Here is a 19,059-nt window from a genome sequence, read left to right as displayed (position 1 = left end):
CCCTCTAAGCGTCGGACCGGAGGAGGAAAGAAGACAGATCGCGTGGATTTATAGATGAATTTCATTATTTTTGCATGACGGACATCCACGCTTCTGTTCAATTCGGAGCGGAGACCCCGGAAAGGCGGTCTGGGTGTTTCGGACTGAACACTAAAAAAACAAAACCAATCATGAAAATGTTCGATAAAATCCTTCTTGGAGCGCTCGCTCTGATGAGCGTTGAGCCCGCTCTGGCCTGCACGAGCCTTATCGCCGGCAAGAATGCCACTCCCGACGGTTCTGTCCTTGTGACATACGCCGCAGACAGCCATACGCTTTATGGCGAACTGTATAACCGCCCCGGAGGCAAGCATAAACCGGGGACGATGAGAAAGATCGTGGAATGGGACACAGGCCGTTATCTCGGCGAAATACCTGAAGTTGCCGAGACCTATACGACCATCGGCAACATGAACGAGCATGGTCTGACGATCTCAGAAAGCACCTGGGGCGGACGTCCGGAACTGGCCGACACAACCGGCATAATGGATTACGGCTCTCTGATCTATGTGACTCTCGAACGCGCCAGAACTCCCCGTGAGGCTATAAAGATAATGACCGATCTGGTCAATACCTACGGCTATCATTCGAGCGGCGAATCATTCTCGATCGCAGACTCGGAGGAGGCCTGGATCATGGAGCTTGTCGGCAAAGGCGGCAAGGAAAAGGGTGCGGTCTGGGTTGCCCGCCGCATTCCGGATGACTGCATCGCAGGTCACGCCAACCATCCGCGCATCCACAAGTTTCCTCTGAAGGATAAGGAAAACACCCTCTATTCGCCCGACGTCATCAAATTTGCCCGCAAGATGGGTTATTTCAACGGCAAGGATGAGGATTTCAGCTTCTCACTGGCCTATGGCGAACTGGACGGCACTGCCACACGCGGCTGCGACGGCCGTGTCTGGAGCTACTTCAACCGCTTTGCCGACGGAATGGACAGCTATCTCCCCTGGGTCATGAAATCCGAAGGTGAGCCGATGCCCCTTTGGGTGAAACCCGACCGCAAGGTGAGCCTCAACGAAATGAAATGGATGATGCGCGACCACTATGAAGGCACTCCGATGGATATGACCAAGGATGTAGGCGCAGGCCCTTACGCAGTGCCTTACCGCTGGCGTCCGATGACTTTCAAGGTCGACGGCAAGGAATATCTCAACGAACGCGCCATCGCTACCCAGCAGACCGGTTTCTCGTTTGTCTCACAGATGAACTCGGCCTATCCCCAGCAGATGCGCGGCATCCTCTGGTTCGGTGTGGACGACGCCAACACCTGTGTCTATGTGCCGATGTACAACTGCATAACTTCCATTCCTCACGAATTCGCTCAGGGCAACGGCGACCTGCTCACACTCTCGTGGGACGCTGCCTTCTGGGTGACAAGCTATGTCGCAAACCAGGCTTATCATCAGTACAGCAAGATGATCGACGATATCCGCCGCGTGCAGAAAGCCGAGGAGGAGACTTTGGAGACAGAAGTCGGAAATCTTGTGGCCGAAGTGAGCGCTCTCGATCCTGAGGCTGCCCGCAACCGCCTGAACAGCCATTCGGCAAGCGCCTCAACCCGTTATGTGAAACGCTACAAGGATCTCGGCGACTATCTGCTTGTCAAATATATGGACGGCAACATCAAGCGCGAGAAAGACGGCAAGTTCGAGCGCACTCCCGAAGGAATGCCCGTCTCGCCGATCTACGGAGGATATGACGAACGCTACTATCGCTCGATTGTAAACGAAACAGGCGATCATCTGCTTGTCAAGTAAGGAGGTTGTCAAGCAGGTTTTGCAACACCTGCAAGTGACCTCATTTGAGGTCAAAAAATTAGCCGCAGGCAACTTTGATGCTCAGATTTTAACTCTTGTTTTTAAACAACCTCTTAACATGTCAAACAACCTCCCCAACATTATTGATGGACGAAAACTATCTTGATGAACTGAACGAACAACAGCGGGCCGCGGTCGAGTATTGCGACGGCCCGCAGTTGGTTATTGCCGGTGCCGGTTCTGGCAAGACCCGTGTACTGACCTATAAGATTGTTCATCTTCTGCGCCTCGGCCATGAGCCGTGGCGCATTCTTGCACTTACATTTACCAACAAAGCAGCCAGGGAGATGCGCGAACGCATCGAGCAGCTTGTCGGGGGCGCTGTCGCCTCGAAGCTGTGGATGGGTACCTTCCATTCGATTTTCGCACGTATCCTGAGGGCGAATGCCGACAGGATCGGCTTCAAGAGCAATTTCACGATCTATGACAGCGCCGACAGCAAGTCGCTTGTCAAGACGATCATCCGCGACATGCAGCTTGACGACAAGATCTACAAGCCGTCGGCGGTCCTATCGGCCATTTCGGGTGCGAAAAACGCGCTTGTGTCGCCTGAAGACTATGCGATGAGCCGCGATGTGATGGAGGCTGATGCCAGAGCCAGACGCCCTGAGCTATGTGCCGTCTATCGGGCCTATCGCGACCGTTGTGTGGTGGCCGGGGCTATGGATTTCGACGATCTCCTCTACTACACCAACGTGCTTTTGCGTGATAATCCCGACATACTCCGGCATTACAGGGAATTTTTCAGCTATGTGCTGGTCGACGAGTATCAGGACACGAACTTCGCACAGCATGTAATCGTGACCCAGCTGACACGCGAGAGCGGCAAGCTCTGTGTGGTGGGTGACGACGCGCAGAGCATCTACTCCTTCCGCGGGGCCAACATCCGTAATATTCTTGACCTGAGGAAGACTTATCCGGCGCTTTCGACCTTCAAGCTTGAGCGCAACTACCGCTCGACCCGCAACATCATAAATGCCGCCGGGTCGCTGATCGACAAGAACAGCGAGCAGATACCCAAGACGGTCTATTCGGAAAACGAGACCGGCGCGCCGATTGAAGTCGTCAAATGTTACAGTGACTTCGAGGAGGCCTATCAGGTGGCCTCGCGTCTGTCGCAGCTCAAGATGACCAGCGGTGACAGTGCCGACGATTTTGCCATCCTCTACCGCACGAATGCCCAGAGCCGTGTGCTTGAGGAGGCGCTGAGAAAGCGAAATGTGCCTTACAGGATCTACGGCGGACTGTCGTTCTACCAGCGCAAGGAGGTGAAGGACGCCATTGCCTATTTCCGTCTTGCGCTCAATCCGGACGACGACGAGGCTCTGAGGCGAGTGATCAATTTCCCGGCGCGAGGCATAGGCGATACCACGCTCAACAAGCTCACGCGTGCAGCCATTGACGGCAATGTGAGCCTTTGGACCGTCATCCAGGAGCCTGACAGGTTTCCCGCAGGACTCAATTCGGGCACTCTGAGGAAACTTGACGGTTTCGCCTCGCTGATTGCCGAGTTTGTCCAGGCTGACCGCAAGGGCGCTGATGCCTTTGAGCTTGCCACTAAAATTATTGACCGCACGGGGCTGTTCAGAATGTATCTCCACGACAGCACTCCCGAAAATCTGTCGAAGCAGGAGAATATCCAGGAATTGCTGTCGGGAGTGAAGAGCTTCGTGGAGACACGGGTTGAAGAGGGGAGTGAGAGCATGTCGCTCGCCGATTTCATGGCGGAGGTCTCACTGGCCACCGATCAGGATTCGGACGCGAATGACGGGACCGAGGAACGGGTGACGCTCATGACCGTACATGCCGCCAAGGGCCTGGAGTTCAACAATGTGTTTGTGGTCGGTGTGGAGGAGGATCTTTTCCCCTCGGCAATGTCCAAGGACTCTCCCTCGCAGATCGAGGAGGAGCGACGGCTGATGTATGTGGCCATAACACGTGCGAAGAAATTCTGCATGCTCAGTTATGCCGGTTCGCGTTTCCGCAACGGACAGACGGCGGCCTGCCGCCCTTCGCGTTTTCTGGGCGATATAGACCAGCGCTTCCTGCGTCTCGCGACTAATGACCGGCTTGGCGGCGGTGAGCCGCGAGTGCGTCCGACAGCCAACTACACCGCCTCGATGGCGGGTTCGGCCCGCAGCCTCAACTCCTTGCGCAAGGTGCAGCCTTCGCCCTCGGCTGAGATGTATAACCGTCCGGCATCCATACCTTTGCGGACATCGCCGTCTGCTGCGGCCTCCGGACAAGCGGGTGGGCAATATACGCTTCATGCCGTCGGAGAACTTCAGGAAGGCATGAGGATCGAACATGCGAAATTCGGACTCGGTGAGATCATCGTCATTGACAATGCCGGGCCGGATCCGCGTATAACAGTGAAATTTGACAATACAGACACCAGGACGCTGATGCTGAAATTTGCAAAATTTTCAGTGGTCGGCTGATCCGTCGGTATATTATAATGTAATCCCCAATTTGAGATAAGAGATGAAAGCAGACGAGATAGCCACTCCGTTCTATATTGTATATGAAGACAAATTGCGCCGCAACCTGTCGCTGATCAACCGTGTGGAGCGTGAGGCCGGGGTCAATATCATCATGGCCTTCAAGGCCAATGCCCTGTGGCGCACGTTTCCGATAATCCGCGAATATAACCGAGATTTCACGGCAAGTTCGCTCAATGAGCTGCGGCTTGGAAATGACGAGCTGGGCGGAGAGGCTCATGTCTATTGTCCGGTGTACACCGAGGCTACGATTGACGAGTTTCTTTCCCGTGCGACCCACCTGACTTTCAACTCTCTGGGTCAATGGGAAAAGTATGGTCAGCGCGCATTGGCCGCAGGTGTGTCGCCCGGACTGCGCGTCAACCCGCAGTGTTCGGTCATAGAGACCGAGATCTACAATCCGGCGCTTCCGGGTTCGCGTTTCGGAGTGACGGCCTCACAGCTTGAGGGCGGTCTTCCTGCCGGAATCGAGGGATTGCATTTCCATGCGCTCTGCGAGAGTACAAGCTATGACCTTGAACGAGTGCTTGAGGCTTTCGAAGAGCAGTTCGGGGCTTATCTGAAGCAGCTCAAGTGGGTGAATTTCGGAGGCGGTCATCTGATGACCCGCGAGGGCTACGATGTCGATCATCTGATCTCGCTGCTGAAAGACTTCCGCAGCCGTTATCCGTGGCTGAAAGTGGTGATGGAGCCTGGTAGCGCTTTCACATGGCGCACGGGAGATCTGATCACACAGGTCCTTGATGTTGTTGAGAATCAGGGTGTCAGGACGGCTATCATTGACGCCAGTTTTGCCTGCCACATGCCTGACTGCCTTGAGATGCCTTACAAACCGGCTGTCACCGAGAGCGTCGAAGAGGCCGAGGGATTGCCGCGTTACAGACTCGGCGGCAATTCCTGCCTGAGCGGCGACTATGTCGGCGACTGGTGTTTCCGTGAGCCGCTGAAGGTCGGCGACCGTCTCACGCTGGAGGATATGAACCACTACACGACGGTGAAAACCACCATGTTCAACGGCATCCAGCATCCCGCGATGGTGCTGTGTGACTCCGCCGGAAATTGCAGCTATCTGCGACGTTTTGACTACGAGGATTATAAAAAACGTATGTGCTGATGGAAGATAAAGTGCGCTTTTCAGTAATAGTTCCGGTCTACAACCGCATAGACGAGGTCAGGGATCTGCTCGACAGCCTGCGGTGTCAGACGCTGAAGAATTTCGAGGTGGTGATTGTGGAGGATGGCTCCACGGCGCCGTGTGAGGAGGCTGTGAAGTCGGCCAAGGATTTTCGTGTGAAGTATTTCTACAAGGATAATGAGGGGCGTTCGATTGCCCGCAATTACGGGATGGAACGTGCCGGGGGCGACTATTTCATCTTTTTTGACAGCGATTGCGTGATCCCTGAAAATTATTTCGCCGTGCTGACCGAGGAGCTTGATTCGCACCCTGTCGACTGCTTCGGAGGCCCGGATTCGGCCCATTCGTCGTTCACTTCCACCCAGAAGGCTATCAATTTCGCCATGACATCCTTCCTGACGACAGGCGGCATCCGCGGCGGGAAGGTGAGCCTCGAAAAATTTGTACCGCGCACGTTCAACATGGGCTTTTCCCGCAAGGTCTATGAGCAGGTGGGCGGCTTCCGGGAGATGTTTTCGGAGGACATTGATATGTCGACGCGCATCCGCAATGCCGGTTTCTCGATCGCTCTGATCCGTCCGGCCTATGTCTATCACAAGAGGCGTGTGGATTTCCGCAAATTCTTGCGTCAGGTCTATGTGTTCGGCATGTCGCGCATTACGCTTAAACTGCTTTATCCCGGCTCGCTGAAAGCCGTGCATGCGCTGCCGGCAGTCGCGGTGATCATCGGCTTGGCTCTGGTGCTTCTTTCGATCGCGCTTTCTCCCTGGTTCCTGTTGCCGCTGGGCCTGTATCTGACTGCTATATTCGTCAGCGCGCTCTTCTCGACGCGCTCTGTGGTGATTGCCCTTAAGGCGCTTCCTGCAAGCGTGATTCAGATCTGCGGCTATGGATGCGGCTTCCTGAAAGCTTATTTTATTAAGATTCTCCTGGGCCGCGGACGCGATGTCGAGGAGGAAGTTCTGATGCGAAAAGGAAAGTAGGGGAGGGCTGAGACTATGGAAGAACTTACAACCTTTATCCCGACACGCATCCATGACCTGAATGACGATGACAAGCCGCGTGAAAAAGCGCTTGCCAACGGGATCCGGTCGCTCAGCGATGCTGAACTTGTGGCTTTGATCTTCGGAGGCGGTCTGCCGGGGATGTCGGTGGTGGATATGGCCCGTGGCATTCTGCATGACTGTGACCAGAGAGTCGATAACCTTGCCAGAATGAGCATGCAGGAGATGATGTCGAAATACAAGGGCATCGGGCCAGCGAAGGCTGTCTGTCTGGCAGCGGCTTTTGAACTTGGACGCCGCAACCGCGAGCAGATGGCAGGTGCCGCCGAGCCTCTGATTCGTTCCAGCGAGGATGTCACGGAGATAATGCAGCCCCTCATCGGCGAACTGGACCATGAGGAGTTCTGGGTGATGATGCTCTCGCGCAGCAACCGTGTGAAGTTCAAGCGCTGCATCTCGCAGGGCGGCACGGTTGCGACGGTTGTAGATGTCAAGCTCTTGCTCAAACGTGCTCTGGACTGTCTGGCCGAAGGGATTATCCTGATCCACAACCACCCCTCCGGAAACCCCAATCCAAGCAGCGAGGATGACAGTCTGACCCGTAAAATCAAGGAAGGAGCCGGTTATCTGGGAATAAAAGTGCTTGATCATGTGATAATAGCCCGCAGCAGATCTTATTCTTACGCAGACAACCGGCGTCTGTAAACCGCAATGGCTGACATTGTGTTGAATATGGATTAGAGATTAATAATTGATGACAAAACTTAACGCAGTCAATTTATGAACAGAATATCGGATTCGATTCTTGAGACCGTAGGGGCGACCCCCTTGTTGCGTCTCAACAATTATGACAGATCAGAAAGCACCGCAGCTACAATCTATGCCAAGATAGAGAGTTTCAATCCCGGCGGATCAGTGAAAGACCGCGTGGCGCTCAACATGATCATGGAGGCTGAGGAGAGCGGACAACTGAAAAAAGGGGGTACTATAATAGAGCCGACAAGCGGTAATACCGGAATAGGGCTTGCTCTGGTCGGTGCAGCGCGTGGCTATAATGTGATTCTGACAATGCCGGAGACAATGAGCGTCGAGCGCAGGAAACTTGTGGCTGCTTTGGGTGCAAGGGTGGTGCTGACTTCAGGTGCTGCCGGGATGAAAGGTGCGATCGCCGAGGCTGAAAGGCTTAAAGCCGAGATCCCTGGGGCTGTCATTTTGGGCCAGTTCGTGAATCCGGCGAATCCTCAGATCCACTACCGTACAACCGGGCCCGAAATCTGGTCGGCGCTGGATGGCAAGGTCGATTGCTTTGTGGCAGGAGTCGGAACCGGCGGAACTGTCACCGGGATAGGTAGTTATCTGAAAGAGCAGAAGCCTGATGTCGAGGTTGTGGCAGTCGAACCCGCCGATTCGCCGGTGTTGAGCGGAGGGAGTCCCGGTCCGCATAAACTTCAGGGTATAGGGGCCGGTTTTGTGCCGGAGATTCTTGACCGCTCTATTATAAATAAGGTGGTGAAAGTCGAGGCTGAGGAGGCTTATGGTGCGGCGCGCCGGCTTGCGCGTACCGAGGGGGTGCTTTGCGGCATTTCTTCCGGGGCGGCTTTGCATGTGGCAACTGTACTTGCAAAAGATCCGGCCAATGCCGGGAAAAATATCGTTGTGTTGCTGCCGGATACCGGTGAACGTTATCTTTCAACAGACCTTTTTGCCGAGTAAGAGCGTGTTTCAAAACAATAGTTAAACTATAAACGATTGATATGGATGAATTGTCTCGCCTGAACTTAGGGGAAATCCGTAAGATCATCCATATCGACATGGATGCTTTCTATGCCTCTGTGGAGCAGCGTGACAATCCGTCATTGAAGGGTGTCCCGCTTGCCGTCGGCCATGCCGAGGGGCGTGGAGTCGTGGCCGCAGCCAGTTATGAGGCGCGGCGTTTCGGTGTGAGATCAGCCATGCCGTCGCTGCGTGCTAAAAAACTGTGTCCCGGACTTGTGTTTGTGAAGCCGAGATTCGATGTCTATAAAAGGGTGTCGGCGCAGATGCACGAGATCTTTCACGAGTACACCGACATAGTGGAGCCGATCTCGCTTGACGAGGCATTTCTTGATGTGACTGTCAATAAGCCGGGATTCCCTATGGCGGTCACGATCGCAAAGGAAATAAAGGCTAAAATCCGTGAACAGCTGGGCCTGACGGCTTCTGCCGGGGTGTCATACAACAAATTTCTGGCCAAGATCGCTTCCGACTACCGCAAGCCTGACGGGCTGTGTACAATCCATCCCTCGCAGGCCATTGAGTTTATCCATCGGATTCCTGTGGAGGATTTCTGGGGTGTCGGCCCTGTCACCGCCGCGAGGATGCATGCCCTCGGCATCTGGACCGGAGAGCAGCTTGCCGCCTGTTCGGCTGAACTGCTGAATCTTGAATTCGGAAAGTCTGGGCAGATCTTCTATCAGTTTGCCCGTGGGATTGACAACCGTCCTGTCGAGCCGCTGTGGACCCGGAAATCTGTGGGATGTGAGATGACGCTCCAGCAGGATCTGACAACCCTGGAGGAGATCGAACATGTCATAGAGGATCTTGCCGATGAGCTGGTGTGGAGGATCGGGCGCAGTGTGTTCAGAGGCTGCACTCTCACTCTGAAACTCAAATTCAGTGACTTCACACAGCGTTCGCGCAGCCACACGGCATCACGGGCCTATCAGAGCCGTGATGAGATAATCAGTTCTGCCCGTCAGCTGCTTTCGCTGGCGCCTGTTGCCGGACGTCAGGTGAGGTTGGTCGGACTGTCGGTGTCGATGCCTGAGCATGGCGGCACGTCGCGCACTGTCTACGATCCGCGTCAGCTCGAATTCGATTTCGAAAACGGCTATGACTGAAGCGTAAAAGGGGGCGATGGTTTGTGGCGCTCAGACGGTCAGAGCGTTACTTCACCGCAGATGTCGGTGTTCAGTCGGGTGGCCACAGCCGATGGGGTGAGGCCGAGACCGAAGAGATACATCAGTTTGGTGATGGCGGCTTCGGAGGTCATGTCATGGCCGGAGATGACACCGGCGTTTGCAAGTTTGTCGCCGGCGACATAGCGTCTGTGGTGTACGCCCCCGTTGACACATTGTGTTACATTGACAATAACCACTCCGCGTTGTATGGCCTGGGCTACCTCTTCGATGAACCATCCGGCAGTCGGGGCATTGCCTGCACCGTATGTGCGCAGGACGATCCCTTTTATTCCGGGTGTGTGGAGAAGATAGCGGAGGGTCTGCTGTGTCATGCCGGGATGTAGCTCGATGAACATCACATTGGAATCCATGTTGGTGTTGAGCTGCAACGGCTGTTTCTTTTTCGGACGCCATAAGGCCTCTTCGTAGAAATGTATGCCGAGACCGATTTTGGCCAGTTGCGGATAGTTGTTGCTCTTGAAAGCGTTGAAGTTGTCGGCGCTCATTTTGGTGGAGCGGTTGCCTCGCCAGAGATAGTTCTCGAACAGAATGGCGACTTCCTGGATCATCGGCGAGCCGTCGAAGGTCGTTGCGGCGGCGATCTGCAAAGCCGTTATCAGGTTTTCTTCGCCATCGGTGCGCACTTCGCCGATCGGAAGCTGTGAGCCTGTGATGATCACGGGCTTGTGAAGGTTTCCGAGCATGAATGAAAGAGCCGAAGCGGTATAGGCCATCGTGTCAGTCCCGTGGAGGACCACGAATCCGTCATAGTCATCGTAATGTCTTGCGATGGCATTTGAGATTTCCGACCATCCGGTTGAGTCCATGTCGCTCGAATCGATCGGTGTGAACTGGATGTTGTCGATATGGTAATCGAGCATTTTGATTTTAGGCACATTGTCGATCAGGTGCGAGAAATCAAATGGCTGCAAGGCGTGGGTCTCCGGGTTTTCTATCATTCCGATCGTACCACCGGTATAAATGATCAACAATCGTGGTTTTCTGTATGCTGTCATTACAGATAAGGTGTGTTTAAGATGGGGTGTTTAATGGTAATAGTTAAAAACCTGAGCGAAAGTTTTGAGGTGGATATTAACTCTTGTGATTAAACATTCTCTAAGGTTAACATTAATCCGAGAGGGGGAGGGCAGAATCCCAACCCTCTCGGATTTTTATAATGTGGTTTCGGTATGTTTTCTGTTCGGGGTATCAGCCGATTTTGGCACCTGGGGCAACCGGGGCCGAGGGGGCAAGGAGCACAAGTGAGCCGTCGGAGTTTTCGACAGAGAGGATCATTCCCTCCGAGACGATTCCTTTCAGCTTGCGTGGCGGCAGATTGGCTATGAAGCAGATCTGCTTGCCGACGAGATCTTCAGGCTTGTAATGTTTGGCGATGCCTGAGACGATCGTGCGTTTTTCGAGGCCGTCCTCGATGAGGAAACGCAGAAGTTTGTCGGCTTTGGGCACTTTTTCGCATTCGAGTACGGTGCCGACACGGAGGTCGCATGCGGCAAACGAGTCGAAGTCGACATCCTTTGCCTGAGGTTCGGCTTTCCAGGCTGCCGCTTCATTGGCTTTCTTAGTGTCGGCCAGGCGTTTGAGCTGAGCTTCGATCTGGCTGTCCTCGACTTTGTCAAAGAGAAGTTCCGGGGTGGCGAGCTTTGTGCCGGCGCTGATGATATCGAGTTTTCCGAGCATATCCCATGATATGTTCCCGCTGAGCCCCAGCATTTTGACGAGCTTTTCGGACATGAACGGGGTGAAAGGCTCGAAAGCGACGGCGATGTTGGCGCAGAGCTGAAGTGCGATGTTGAGGATTGTCTTCACGCGTTCCATGTCGGTCTTGGCAAGTTTCCAGGGTTCTGTTTCCTGAAGGTAGCGGTTGCCGAGACGGGCGATCTCCATTGCCTGTCTGAGGGCTTCACGGAAGTGGAATGTCTCAAGGGCGGCGGTCAGGGCCTCTGTGGCGACGCCGAGTTCGGTTGCAAGGAGGGTGTCGGTCTCGGTCAGCATTCCTGCGGCGGGTACGACTCCGTCGAAATATTTGTGGGTCAGCACCATCGCGCGGTTGACGAAGTTTCCGAGGATGGCCACAAGCTCATTGTTGTTGCGGGCCTGGAAGTCTGCCCATGTGAAGTCGTTGTCCTTGGTCTCAGGCGCGTTGGCGGTGAGGACGTAACGGAGCACATCCTGCTTGCCGGGGAAGTCTTTAAGGTATTCATGCAGCCATACGGCCCAGTTGCGTGATGTCGAGATCTTGTCGCCTTCGAGGTTGAGGAATTCGTTGGCGGGAACATTGTCGGGCAGCTGGAAGTTGTCGCCATAGGCCATCAGCATCGAGGGGAATACGATGCAGTGGAAGACGATGTTGTCTTTGCCGATGAAGTTGATGATGCGGCTTTCGGGATCTTTCCAGTATTTTTCCCATGAATCGGGGAGGAGTTCCTTGGTGTTGGAGATGTAGCCGATCGGGGCGTCGAACCAGACGTAGAGGACCTTGCCTTCAGCTCCTTCTACGGGTACGGGTACACCCCAGTTGAGGTCGCGGCTGACGGCACGCGGCTGGAGTCCGGCATCAAGCCATGACTTGCACTGGCCGTAGACGTTGGTTTTCCATTCCTTATGTCCTTCGAGGATCCATTCGCGCAGGCTCGGCTCCCATTTGTCGAGGGGGAGATACCAGTGGGTTGTCTCGCGCATTTTCACCGGCTCGCCGGTGAGGGCAGAGCGGGGATTGATGAGGTCGGTCACGTTGAGTGACGATCCGCAGGCCTCACACTGGTCGCCATAGGCGTTCTCGTTGTGGCAGCGTGGGCAGGTTCCGACCACATAGCGGTCGGCAAGGAATTCGCCGGCTTTTTCATCATAGGGCTGCTGTGCGGTCTGGACCGTGAATTCGCCTTTGTCATAGAGATGACGGAAGAATTCCGAGGCAGTCTGATGGTGGAGTTCCGATGTGGTGCGGGAATAGATGTTGAAGCTTACGCCGAGTTCCTCAAGCGAATCCTTGATTGTATTATGGTAGCGGTCTACGACCTGCTGGGGAGTGATACCTTCTTTTCTTGCACGGAGGGTGATGGGTACACCGTGTTCGTCGCTGCCGCCGATCATGACGACGTCCTGACCGCGCAGGCGCAGATAGCGGGCGTAGATATCAGCCGGAACATAGACGCCGGCAAGGTGTCCGATATGCACAGGTCCGTTGGCATAGGGGAGCGCTGTGGTTATAAGGGTTCGCTTGAAATTTTTTTCCATTGGATTATGGTCGCTTGGCTTTTTGTACTTTTTTTTGGCCGGTATACGGCTTTCTTTTATTTAAGGTGCAAAATTAATGGATATATAGGAAAAACACAATCAAAGAGCGGAAAAAATGACATTATTGATGATTTGGACTGTGTTTGCTCCTGTGCGGTTAGCCGCAGGTCCCGCGTAATTTTATCGCTGCGAAAAATATTTTGGAAATGTTTGGCAGTTAGGAAAATAAGTTGTAATTTTGCATCGCTTTTAGGAGCGACTTGTCGTCACGATTACGCTAACTTTCTGATAATTAGCGAAGTCGTCGGCGAAAAGTGCGTATAGTAAACAGTAAATACAACTACTAATCATTATTAAATAAATCAAAAGAAAGCAAGATGCCTACTATTCAGCAATTAGTAAGAAAAGGTCGCGTGGCTCTTGAAGATAAGAGCAAGTCACCCGCACTTGATTCATGCCCCCAGCGTCGTGGCGTGTGTGTGCGTGTGTACACCACCACTCCCAAAAAGCCTAACTCGGCTATGCGTAAGGTGGCTCGTGTGCGCCTGACCAACGGAAAGGAAGTCAACAGCTACATCCCCGGTGAAGGCCACAATCTTCAGGAACACTCAATCGTGCTTGTTCGCGGTGGTCGTGTGAAGGACCTCCCCGGTGTGCGTTACCACATCGTTCGCGGCACGCTCGATACCAGCGGCGTTAAGGATCGTACTCAGCGTCGTAGCAAGTATGGTGCAAAGCGTCCCAAGGCTGCAAAGAAATAAGATTCCGCAAGTCCTTTTCTGAAAGTAAAATTTTTAAATTAAAAACAGAGTCGTTAAACCCTCGTTTTTGATTTGACTGGAAGGCTAAATCACAGGTTGAGTAAATGATGTCCGGAGGGGCATCGTTGAAGATTAAAGATGCAGCAACCAAGCAACCAAAAACAAAACATTTCCTCAAAAAATGAGAAAAGCAAAACCTAAGAAGCGGGTGATTCTTCCCGATCCCGTGTTTAATGATGTGAGAGTGTCGAAGTTCGTCAACCACCTGATGTATGACGGAAAGAAGAATACTTCTTATACTATTTTCTACTCCGCTCTCGATCTCGTGAAGAACAAACTTCCCAACGAAGAGAAGACCGCTCTTGAGATTTGGAAAAAAGCTCTTGAAAACGTGACTCCCCAGGTTGAGGTTAAGTCGCGTCGTGTCGGTGGCGCAACATTCCAGGTTCCTACTGAAATCCGTCCCGACCGCAAGGAATCTATCTCAATGAAAAACCTGATCCTCTACGCCCGCAAGCGCGGCGGCAAGACAATGGCTGAGAAGCTCGCTGCCGAAATCGTAGACGCATTCAATGATCAGGGTGGCGCTTACAAGCGCAAGGAAGATATGCACAAGATGGCCGAGGCTAACCGCGCATTCGCTCACTTCCGTTTCTAAGCCTTTATTAATTTCATTCATTTAGATTCACACAAATCAAAATGGCTAAATCAGACGCACATTTAAAATATACGCGCAATATCGGCATCATGGCTCACATCGATGCCGGTAAGACCACTACTTCCGAGCGTATCCTTTTCTATACCGGTCTTACCCACAAGATCGGTGAGGTTCATGACGGTGCTGCTACCATGGACTGGATGGAACAGGAACAGGAACGTGGTATCACTATCACTTCTGCCGCTACCACCACATTTTGGAAGTATGCCGGCGACCAGTTCAAGATCAACCTTATTGACACTCCGGGACACGTCGACTTCACCGTTGAGGTTGAACGTTCACTCCGTGTTCTCGACGGCGCTGTCGCTACATTCTGCGCCGTAGGTGGTGTTGAACCTCAGTCTGAAACCGTATGGCGTCAGGCTGACAAATATAATGTTCCCCGTATTGGTTATGTCAACAAGATGGACCGTTCGGGTGCCAACTTCTTTGAAGTAGTCCGTCAGCTCAAGGATGTGCTCGGAGCCAATCCGTGTCCTATACAGATTCCTATCGGCGCTGAAGAAACTTTCAAGGGTGTGGTTGACCTCATCCGCATGAAGGCTATTTTATGGCACGACGAATCAATGGGTGCTGACTACTCACTGGAAGAAATTCCCGCAAACCTCGCTGCCGAGGCTGAAGAGTGGCGTGACAAGATGCTCGAAAAAATCGCCGAGTTCGATGACACTCTGATGGAGAAATATTTCGACGATCCTTCTACCATCACTGAAGACGAGATCCGTCGCGCACTCCGCAACGCAACTCTGAAGATGGAGATCGTTCCCATGATCTGCGGCTCTTCGTTCAAGAACAAGGGTGTTCAGTGTCTGCTCGACGCTGTCTGCGCATATCTTCCCAGCCCCGTTGACTCAGGCGCTATCGAAGGAACCAACCCCGAAGACGCTGACAAGGTTGAGACCCGCGAGCCTTCTTCAGACGCTCCTATGTGTGCGCTTGCATTCAAGATCGCAACTGACCCCTACGTTGGCCGTCTCACATTCTTCCGCGTCTACTCAGGTGACGTTGTTGCCGGCAGCTACGTGCTCAACAGCCGTTCAGGCAAAAAAGAACGCGTCAGCCGTCTGTTCCAGATGCACTCAAACAAGCAGAACGCCAAGGAATCAATCGACTGCGGTGATATCGGTGCAGGCGTAGGTTTCAAGGATATCCGTACAGGTGACACTCTCTGCGACGAAAACCATCCTATCGTACTTGAGGCTATGGAATTCCCCGATCCCGTTATCGGTATCGCGGTTGAGCCTAAGACCCAGAAAGACCTTGACAAACTCGGTGTCGGCCTCCAGAAACTTGCTGAAGAAGACCCGACTTTCCGCGTAGAGACCAACGAAGAGACCGGTCAGACCGTGATCTCCGGTATGGGTGAGCTTCACCTCGATATCATCATCGATCGTCTCCGCCGCGAATTCAAGGTAGAATGTAACCAGGGTCGTCCTCAGGTTACCTACAAGGAAGCCATCACCAAGCCTGTTGAACTCCGTGAGGTATTCAAGAAGCAGACCGGTGGTCGCGGTAAGTTTGCCGACATCATTGTTCGTGTAGAACCCGTTGACGAAGGCTTTGACGGCAACCTCCAGTTTGTTGACGAAGTCAAGGGCGGTAACATTCCTAAGGAATTCATCCCCTCAATCCAGAAAGGCTTCACCGCCGCTATGAAGAACGGTGTGCTTGCAGGATTCCCGGTTGACCAGCTCAAGGTTACAGTGATCGACGGTTCATTCCACCCGGTTGACTCCGATCAGCTTTCATTCGAACTCTGTGCCATCCAGGCCTTCAAGAAGGCATCTGAAAAGGCAGGTCCCGTGCTCCTCGAACCGATCTTCAAGGTAGAGGTCGTTACTCCGGAAGAGAGCATGGGTGACGTGATCGGTGACCTTAACAAGCGTCGCGGTCAGGTAGAAGGTATGGAAACCAGCCGTTCCGGTGCCCGCATCGTGAAAGCCAAGGCTCCTCTTGCTGAGATGTTCGGCTATGTGACAGCTCTCCGTACAATCACTTCAGGCCGTGCCACTTCAACCATGACTTTCAGCCACTACGCTGAAGTAAGCAGCTCGATCGCCAAGAACGTGCTCACCGAATGCCAGGGCCGTGTTGACCTCATCAAGTAAGATAAACACTTTCATTCAACAAAGATATGGACCAAACAATCAGAATCAAACTTAAATCCTACGACTACAACTTGGTTGACAAGTCGGCAGAGAAGATTGTGAAGACCGTAAAAGCAACAGGTGCTGTGATCAGCGGACCTATTCCCCTGCCCACCCACCGTCGCGTTTTCACTGTCAATCGCTCGACATTCGTCAACAAGAAATCGCGTGAGCAGTTCCAGCTCTCGTCCTACAAGCGTCTGATCGACATCCACAACTCTACCGGCAAGACCGTAGACGCGCTGATGAAACTCGAACTTCCTTCAGGCGTAGAAGTAGAAATCAAAGTCTGATCACGTCGGATAACGTACAGACATCAACAGGATTCAAGTAATCACAAACAACTCCCAAATCAGTTCACATTTTTTAAATCAAAGAGAAATGCCAGGATTATTAGGAAAGAAAATCGGAATGACATCCGTTTTCAGTGCCGACGGCAAGAATGTGCCGTGCACTGTTATCGAAGTAGGCCCCTGCGTAGTTACTCAGATTAAGACGGCTGACAAAGACGGTTATGAGGCCGTGCAGCTTGGCTTTGTAGAGAAAAAAGACAAGCACACAACTGCCCCTATGGCCGGTCACTTCAAGAAAGCCGGAGTAGCTCCCCAGCGCCACTTGGCCGAGTTCAAAGGATTTGACGGCGAGTACAAACTCGGTGATACCATCACAGTCGATCTCTTCAACGAGAATGACTTCGTTGACATTCAGGGTACCTCGAAGGGTAAAGGCTTCCAGGGTGTGGTTAAGCGTCACGGTTTCGGTGGCGTAGGCCAGAGCACTCATGGTCAGCACAACCGTCTTCGCGCTCCCGGTTCGGTCGGCGCCTGCTCCTACCCCGCTAAAGTGTTCAAAGGAATGCGCATGGCAGGTCAGATGGGCAACGAGAAAGTGACAATTCAAAACCTCCAGGTGCTCAAGGTGATTGCAGACCACAATCTGCTCCTCATCAAGGGTTCAATCCCCGGAAGTAAAGGTTCAATCGTTTTAATTGAGAAATAATGGAAGTCGCAATTTACAATATCAAAGGTGAAGACACCGGTCGCAAAGCACAGCTCAGCGACGAAGTTTTTGCAGTAGATGCAAACGAGCACGCCGTTTATCTCGATGTGAAGCAGTATCTCGCCAACCAGCGTCAGGGTACTCACAAGTCCAAAGAACGTAGTGAAGTTTCAGGTTCTACCCGCAAGCTCCACAAACAGAAAGGCGGCGGCGGCAGCCGTATCGGTGATATCAACTCACCGGTGCTTGTCGGTGGCGGACGCGTTTTCGGTCCCCGTCCCCGTGACTACCGCTTCAAGTTGAATAAGAAAGTGAAAGCGCTCGCCCGCAAAAGTGCGTTGACCTATAAAGTACAGGATTCCCAGCTCATCGTCGTTGAAGACTTCAACTTCGAAGCTCCGAAAACTAAAGATTTTGTAAATTTTACTAAAAATCTTAAAGTTGACGGCAAAAAGGTGCTCCTCGTTTTACCGGGTCAAAATAAAAACGTAACTTTGTCAGCCCGAAATATCCCCGATGCTAAAACCATCGATGCTTCGGCGCTTAACACTTACGCGCTCATGAACTCTAACGCTGTCATCCTCACGGAGAGCAGCCTTGATTTCATTAACAAACTTTAACCTCCATACGAGAAAACATAGACAATGGAAATTTCAATCAAACCCATCGTAACAGAGAAGGCAAACAGTCTCATCGAGAAGCTCAACCGTTACACCTTCGCCGTTTCTCCTGAGGCTAACAAGTATCAGATCAAGTCGCTCGTTGAGAATCTCTACGGCGTGAAAGTAGTCCGCGTAAACACCATCAATGTCCGCAGCAAGAACAAATCTCGCTGGACCAAGAGCGGTCTGCTCCGTGGCAAGACCGCAGCTTGGAAGAAAGCGCTTGTAACTCTTGCCGAAGGACAGAATATTGACTTCTATAGCAATATCTAAATAAAATGGCAGTAAGAAAATTCAAGCCCACAACACCGGGGCAGAGACACAAAGTTATCGGTGTATTCAAAGGTACCATCACTGCTACTACACCGGAAAAATCTCTTACAGTCGGTAAAAAGGCCTCCGGCGGCCGTAACGCCGAAGGTCACCTCACCACCCGTTACCTTGGTGGTGGCCACAAGCGCAAATACCGCATGATTGACTTTAAGAGAAACAAAGACGGTGTACCCGCGGTAGTGAAGAGCATCGAGTACGATCCCAACCGTTCGGCTCGTATCGCCCTCCTTTACTACAAAGACGGTGCTAAAGCCTATATCATTGCACCCAACGGCTTAAAAGTTGGTGATGTGCTTCTTTCAGGCGCTGAAGCCCAGCCTGAGGTAGGTAACTGCCTCCCGCTGGCCAACATCCCTGTCGGTACGCTCATCCACAACATTGAGTTGCGTCCTGGCCAGGGCGCTTTCATGGCCCGTTCGGCAGGCACTTTCGCCCAGCTGATCTCCCGTGAAGGCACCTACGCCATCGTTAAATTACCTTCGGGTGAAACCCGTAAGATCCTCGCTGCATGTCGCGCCACAGTCGGCGTAGTCGGCAATTCAGAGCACTCGCTCGAACGTTCCGGTAAGGCCGGTCGTTCACGCTGGCTCGGTCGTCGTCCCCGCAACCGCGGCGTAGTCATGAACCCTGTCGATCACCCCATGGGTGGTGGCGAAGGCCGCGCTTCCGGTGGTCATCCCCGTTCGCGCAAGGGCCTCTACAGCAAGGGTCTCAAGACACGTGCGCCCAAGAAGCACTCTTCGAAG

The 19,059-nt window shown here is 52.9% G+C and carries 17 protein-coding genes; 15 read left to right on the top strand and 2 right to left on the bottom strand.

Going from position 1 to position 19,059, the window contains the following annotated elements; genetic code table 11:
* Positions 1–176 precede the first annotated feature (176 nt).
* The 7 genes from K2H17_RS03735 to dinB all read left to right on the top strand — a co-directional run bounded on the left by K2H17_RS03735 (position 177) and on the right by dinB (position 9,378).
* Entirely contained in the window at positions 177–1,799 is a 1,623-nt protein-coding gene (locus K2H17_RS03735; protein ID WP_300131584.1) for a C69 family dipeptidase, read from the top strand.
* Between the two features lie 146 nt (positions 1,800–1,945).
* Positions 1,946–4,300, top strand: a complete 2,355-nt coding sequence (locus K2H17_RS03730; RefSeq protein WP_300131580.1) for a UvrD-helicase domain-containing protein — start codon at positions 1,946–1,948, stop codon at positions 4,298–4,300.
* Between the two features lie 43 nt (positions 4,301–4,343).
* Positions 4,344–5,474 carry a carboxynorspermidine decarboxylase gene (gene nspC / locus K2H17_RS03725; RefSeq protein ID WP_300131579.1) on the top strand — a complete coding sequence of 377 codons (1,131 nt, stop codon included), beginning with the start codon at positions 4,344–4,346 and terminating at the stop codon, positions 5,472–5,474.
* 11 nt (positions 5,475–5,485) lie between these two features.
* Entirely contained in the window at positions 5,486–6,478 is a 993-nt protein-coding gene (locus K2H17_RS03720) for a glycosyltransferase (protein ID WP_300131582.1), read from the top strand.
* 15 nt (positions 6,479–6,493) lie between these two features.
* Entirely contained in the window at positions 6,494–7,204 is a 711-nt protein-coding gene (radC, locus tag K2H17_RS03715; protein ID WP_300131577.1) for a DNA repair protein RadC, read from the top strand.
* Between the two features lie 75 nt (positions 7,205–7,279).
* Positions 7,280–8,212, top strand: coding sequence for a cysteine synthase A (gene cysK, locus K2H17_RS03710; RefSeq protein ID WP_300131574.1), 933 nt, complete (start codon positions 7,280–7,282; stop codon positions 8,210–8,212).
* Positions 8,213–8,253: 41 nt separating this feature from the next.
* The gene (dinB, locus tag K2H17_RS03705; RefSeq protein ID WP_300131570.1) at positions 8,254–9,378 is read left to right on the top strand and encodes a DNA polymerase IV; all 1,125 of its coding nucleotides are present in this window, start codon (positions 8,254–8,256) and stop codon (positions 9,376–9,378) included.
* Between the two features lie 38 nt (positions 9,379–9,416).
* On the opposite strand, the gene K2H17_RS03700 is transcribed toward dinB, so the two are convergent.
* Both K2H17_RS03700 and metG read right to left on the bottom strand, forming a co-directional pair.
* Positions 9,417–10,454 (bottom strand): asparaginase, encoded by a 1,038-nt coding sequence (locus K2H17_RS03700; RefSeq protein WP_300131567.1) that lies wholly within the window; start codon positions 10,452–10,454, stop codon positions 9,417–9,419.
* A gap of 193 nt (positions 10,455–10,647) precedes the next feature.
* Positions 10,648–12,693: a methionine--tRNA ligase gene (gene metG, locus K2H17_RS03695; RefSeq protein ID WP_300131565.1), complete on the bottom strand. Its 2,046-nt coding sequence runs from the start codon at positions 12,691–12,693 to the stop codon at positions 10,648–10,650.
* 377 nt (positions 12,694–13,070) lie between these two features.
* Between metG and rpsL the strand changes: the two genes are divergently transcribed.
* The 8 genes from rpsL to rplB form a co-directional block, all read left to right on the top strand.
* Positions 13,071–13,454: a 30S ribosomal protein S12 gene (rpsL, locus tag K2H17_RS03690; protein WP_016562585.1), complete on the top strand. Its 384-nt coding sequence runs from the start codon at positions 13,071–13,073 to the stop codon at positions 13,452–13,454.
* 181 nt (positions 13,455–13,635) lie between these two features.
* Positions 13,636–14,112, top strand: coding sequence for a 30S ribosomal protein S7 (gene rpsG, locus K2H17_RS03685; RefSeq protein WP_107031207.1), 477 nt, complete (start codon positions 13,636–13,638; stop codon positions 14,110–14,112).
* A gap of 41 nt (positions 14,113–14,153) precedes the next feature.
* Positions 14,154–16,280: an elongation factor G gene (gene fusA, locus K2H17_RS03680; protein WP_300131561.1), complete on the top strand. Its 2,127-nt coding sequence runs from the start codon at positions 14,154–14,156 to the stop codon at positions 16,278–16,280.
* A 26-nt stretch (positions 16,281–16,306) separates the two neighbouring features.
* Positions 16,307–16,612 carry a 30S ribosomal protein S10 gene (rpsJ, locus tag K2H17_RS03675; protein ID WP_107031209.1) on the top strand — a complete coding sequence of 102 codons (306 nt, stop codon included), beginning with the start codon at positions 16,307–16,309 and terminating at the stop codon, positions 16,610–16,612.
* An 88-nt stretch (positions 16,613–16,700) separates the two neighbouring features.
* Positions 16,701–17,318, top strand: a complete 618-nt coding sequence (rplC, locus tag K2H17_RS03670) for a 50S ribosomal protein L3 (protein ID WP_290142153.1) — start codon at positions 16,701–16,703, stop codon at positions 17,316–17,318.
* Positions 17,318–17,938 carry a 50S ribosomal protein L4 gene (gene rplD, locus K2H17_RS03665; RefSeq protein WP_300131554.1) on the top strand — a complete coding sequence of 207 codons (621 nt, stop codon included), beginning with the start codon at positions 17,318–17,320 and terminating at the stop codon, positions 17,936–17,938. Before rplC ends, rplD begins: the two co-directional genes overlap by 1 nt.
* 24 nt (positions 17,939–17,962) lie before the next feature.
* Positions 17,963–18,253: a 50S ribosomal protein L23 gene (gene rplW, locus K2H17_RS03660; protein ID WP_300131552.1), complete on the top strand. Its 291-nt coding sequence runs from the start codon at positions 17,963–17,965 to the stop codon at positions 18,251–18,253.
* Between the two features lie 5 nt (positions 18,254–18,258).
* Positions 18,259–19,059, top strand: an 801-nt coding sequence (gene rplB, locus K2H17_RS03655; protein WP_300131549.1) for a 50S ribosomal protein L2, incomplete at its 3' end; no start/stop codon positions are given.

Source organism: Duncaniella sp., assembly GCF_029054785.1.
GTDB lineage: Bacteria > Bacteroidota > Bacteroidia > Bacteroidales > Muribaculaceae > Duncaniella.
This window is presented reverse-complemented; position numbering and strand designations above follow the sequence as displayed.

Coding starts and splice junctions, on each gene's coding strand:
- K2H17_RS03735 (WP_300131584.1), top strand. CDS start 177: ATGTTCGATAAAATCCTTCTTGGAGCGCTCGCTCTGATGAGCGTTGAG.
- K2H17_RS03730 (WP_300131580.1), top strand. CDS start 1,946: ATGGACGAAAACTATCTTGATGAACTGAACGAACAACAGCGGGCCGCG.
- nspC (WP_300131579.1), top strand. CDS start 4,344: ATGAAAGCAGACGAGATAGCCACTCCGTTCTATATTGTATATGAAGAC.
- radC (WP_300131577.1), top strand. CDS start 6,494: ATGGAAGAACTTACAACCTTTATCCCGACACGCATCCATGACCTGAAT.
- cysK (WP_300131574.1), top strand. CDS start 7,280: ATGAACAGAATATCGGATTCGATTCTTGAGACCGTAGGGGCGACCCCC.
- dinB (WP_300131570.1), top strand. CDS start 8,254: ATGGATGAATTGTCTCGCCTGAACTTAGGGGAAATCCGTAAGATCATC.
- K2H17_RS03700 (WP_300131567.1), bottom strand. CDS start 10,454: ATGACAGCATACAGAAAACCACGATTGTTGATCATTTATACCGGTGGT.
- metG (WP_300131565.1), bottom strand. CDS start 12,693: ATGGAAAAAAATTTCAAGCGAACCCTTATAACCACAGCGCTCCCCTAT.
- rpsL (WP_016562585.1), top strand. CDS start 13,071: ATGCCTACTATTCAGCAATTAGTAAGAAAAGGTCGCGTGGCTCTTGAA.
- rpsG (WP_107031207.1), top strand. CDS start 13,636: ATGAGAAAAGCAAAACCTAAGAAGCGGGTGATTCTTCCCGATCCCGTG.
- fusA (WP_300131561.1), top strand. CDS start 14,154: ATGGCTAAATCAGACGCACATTTAAAATATACGCGCAATATCGGCATC.
- rpsJ (WP_107031209.1), top strand. CDS start 16,307: ATGGACCAAACAATCAGAATCAAACTTAAATCCTACGACTACAACTTG.
- rplC (WP_290142153.1), top strand. CDS start 16,701: ATGCCAGGATTATTAGGAAAGAAAATCGGAATGACATCCGTTTTCAGT.
- rplD (WP_300131554.1), top strand. CDS start 17,318: ATGGAAGTCGCAATTTACAATATCAAAGGTGAAGACACCGGTCGCAAA.
- rplW (WP_300131552.1), top strand. CDS start 17,963: ATGGAAATTTCAATCAAACCCATCGTAACAGAGAAGGCAAACAGTCTC.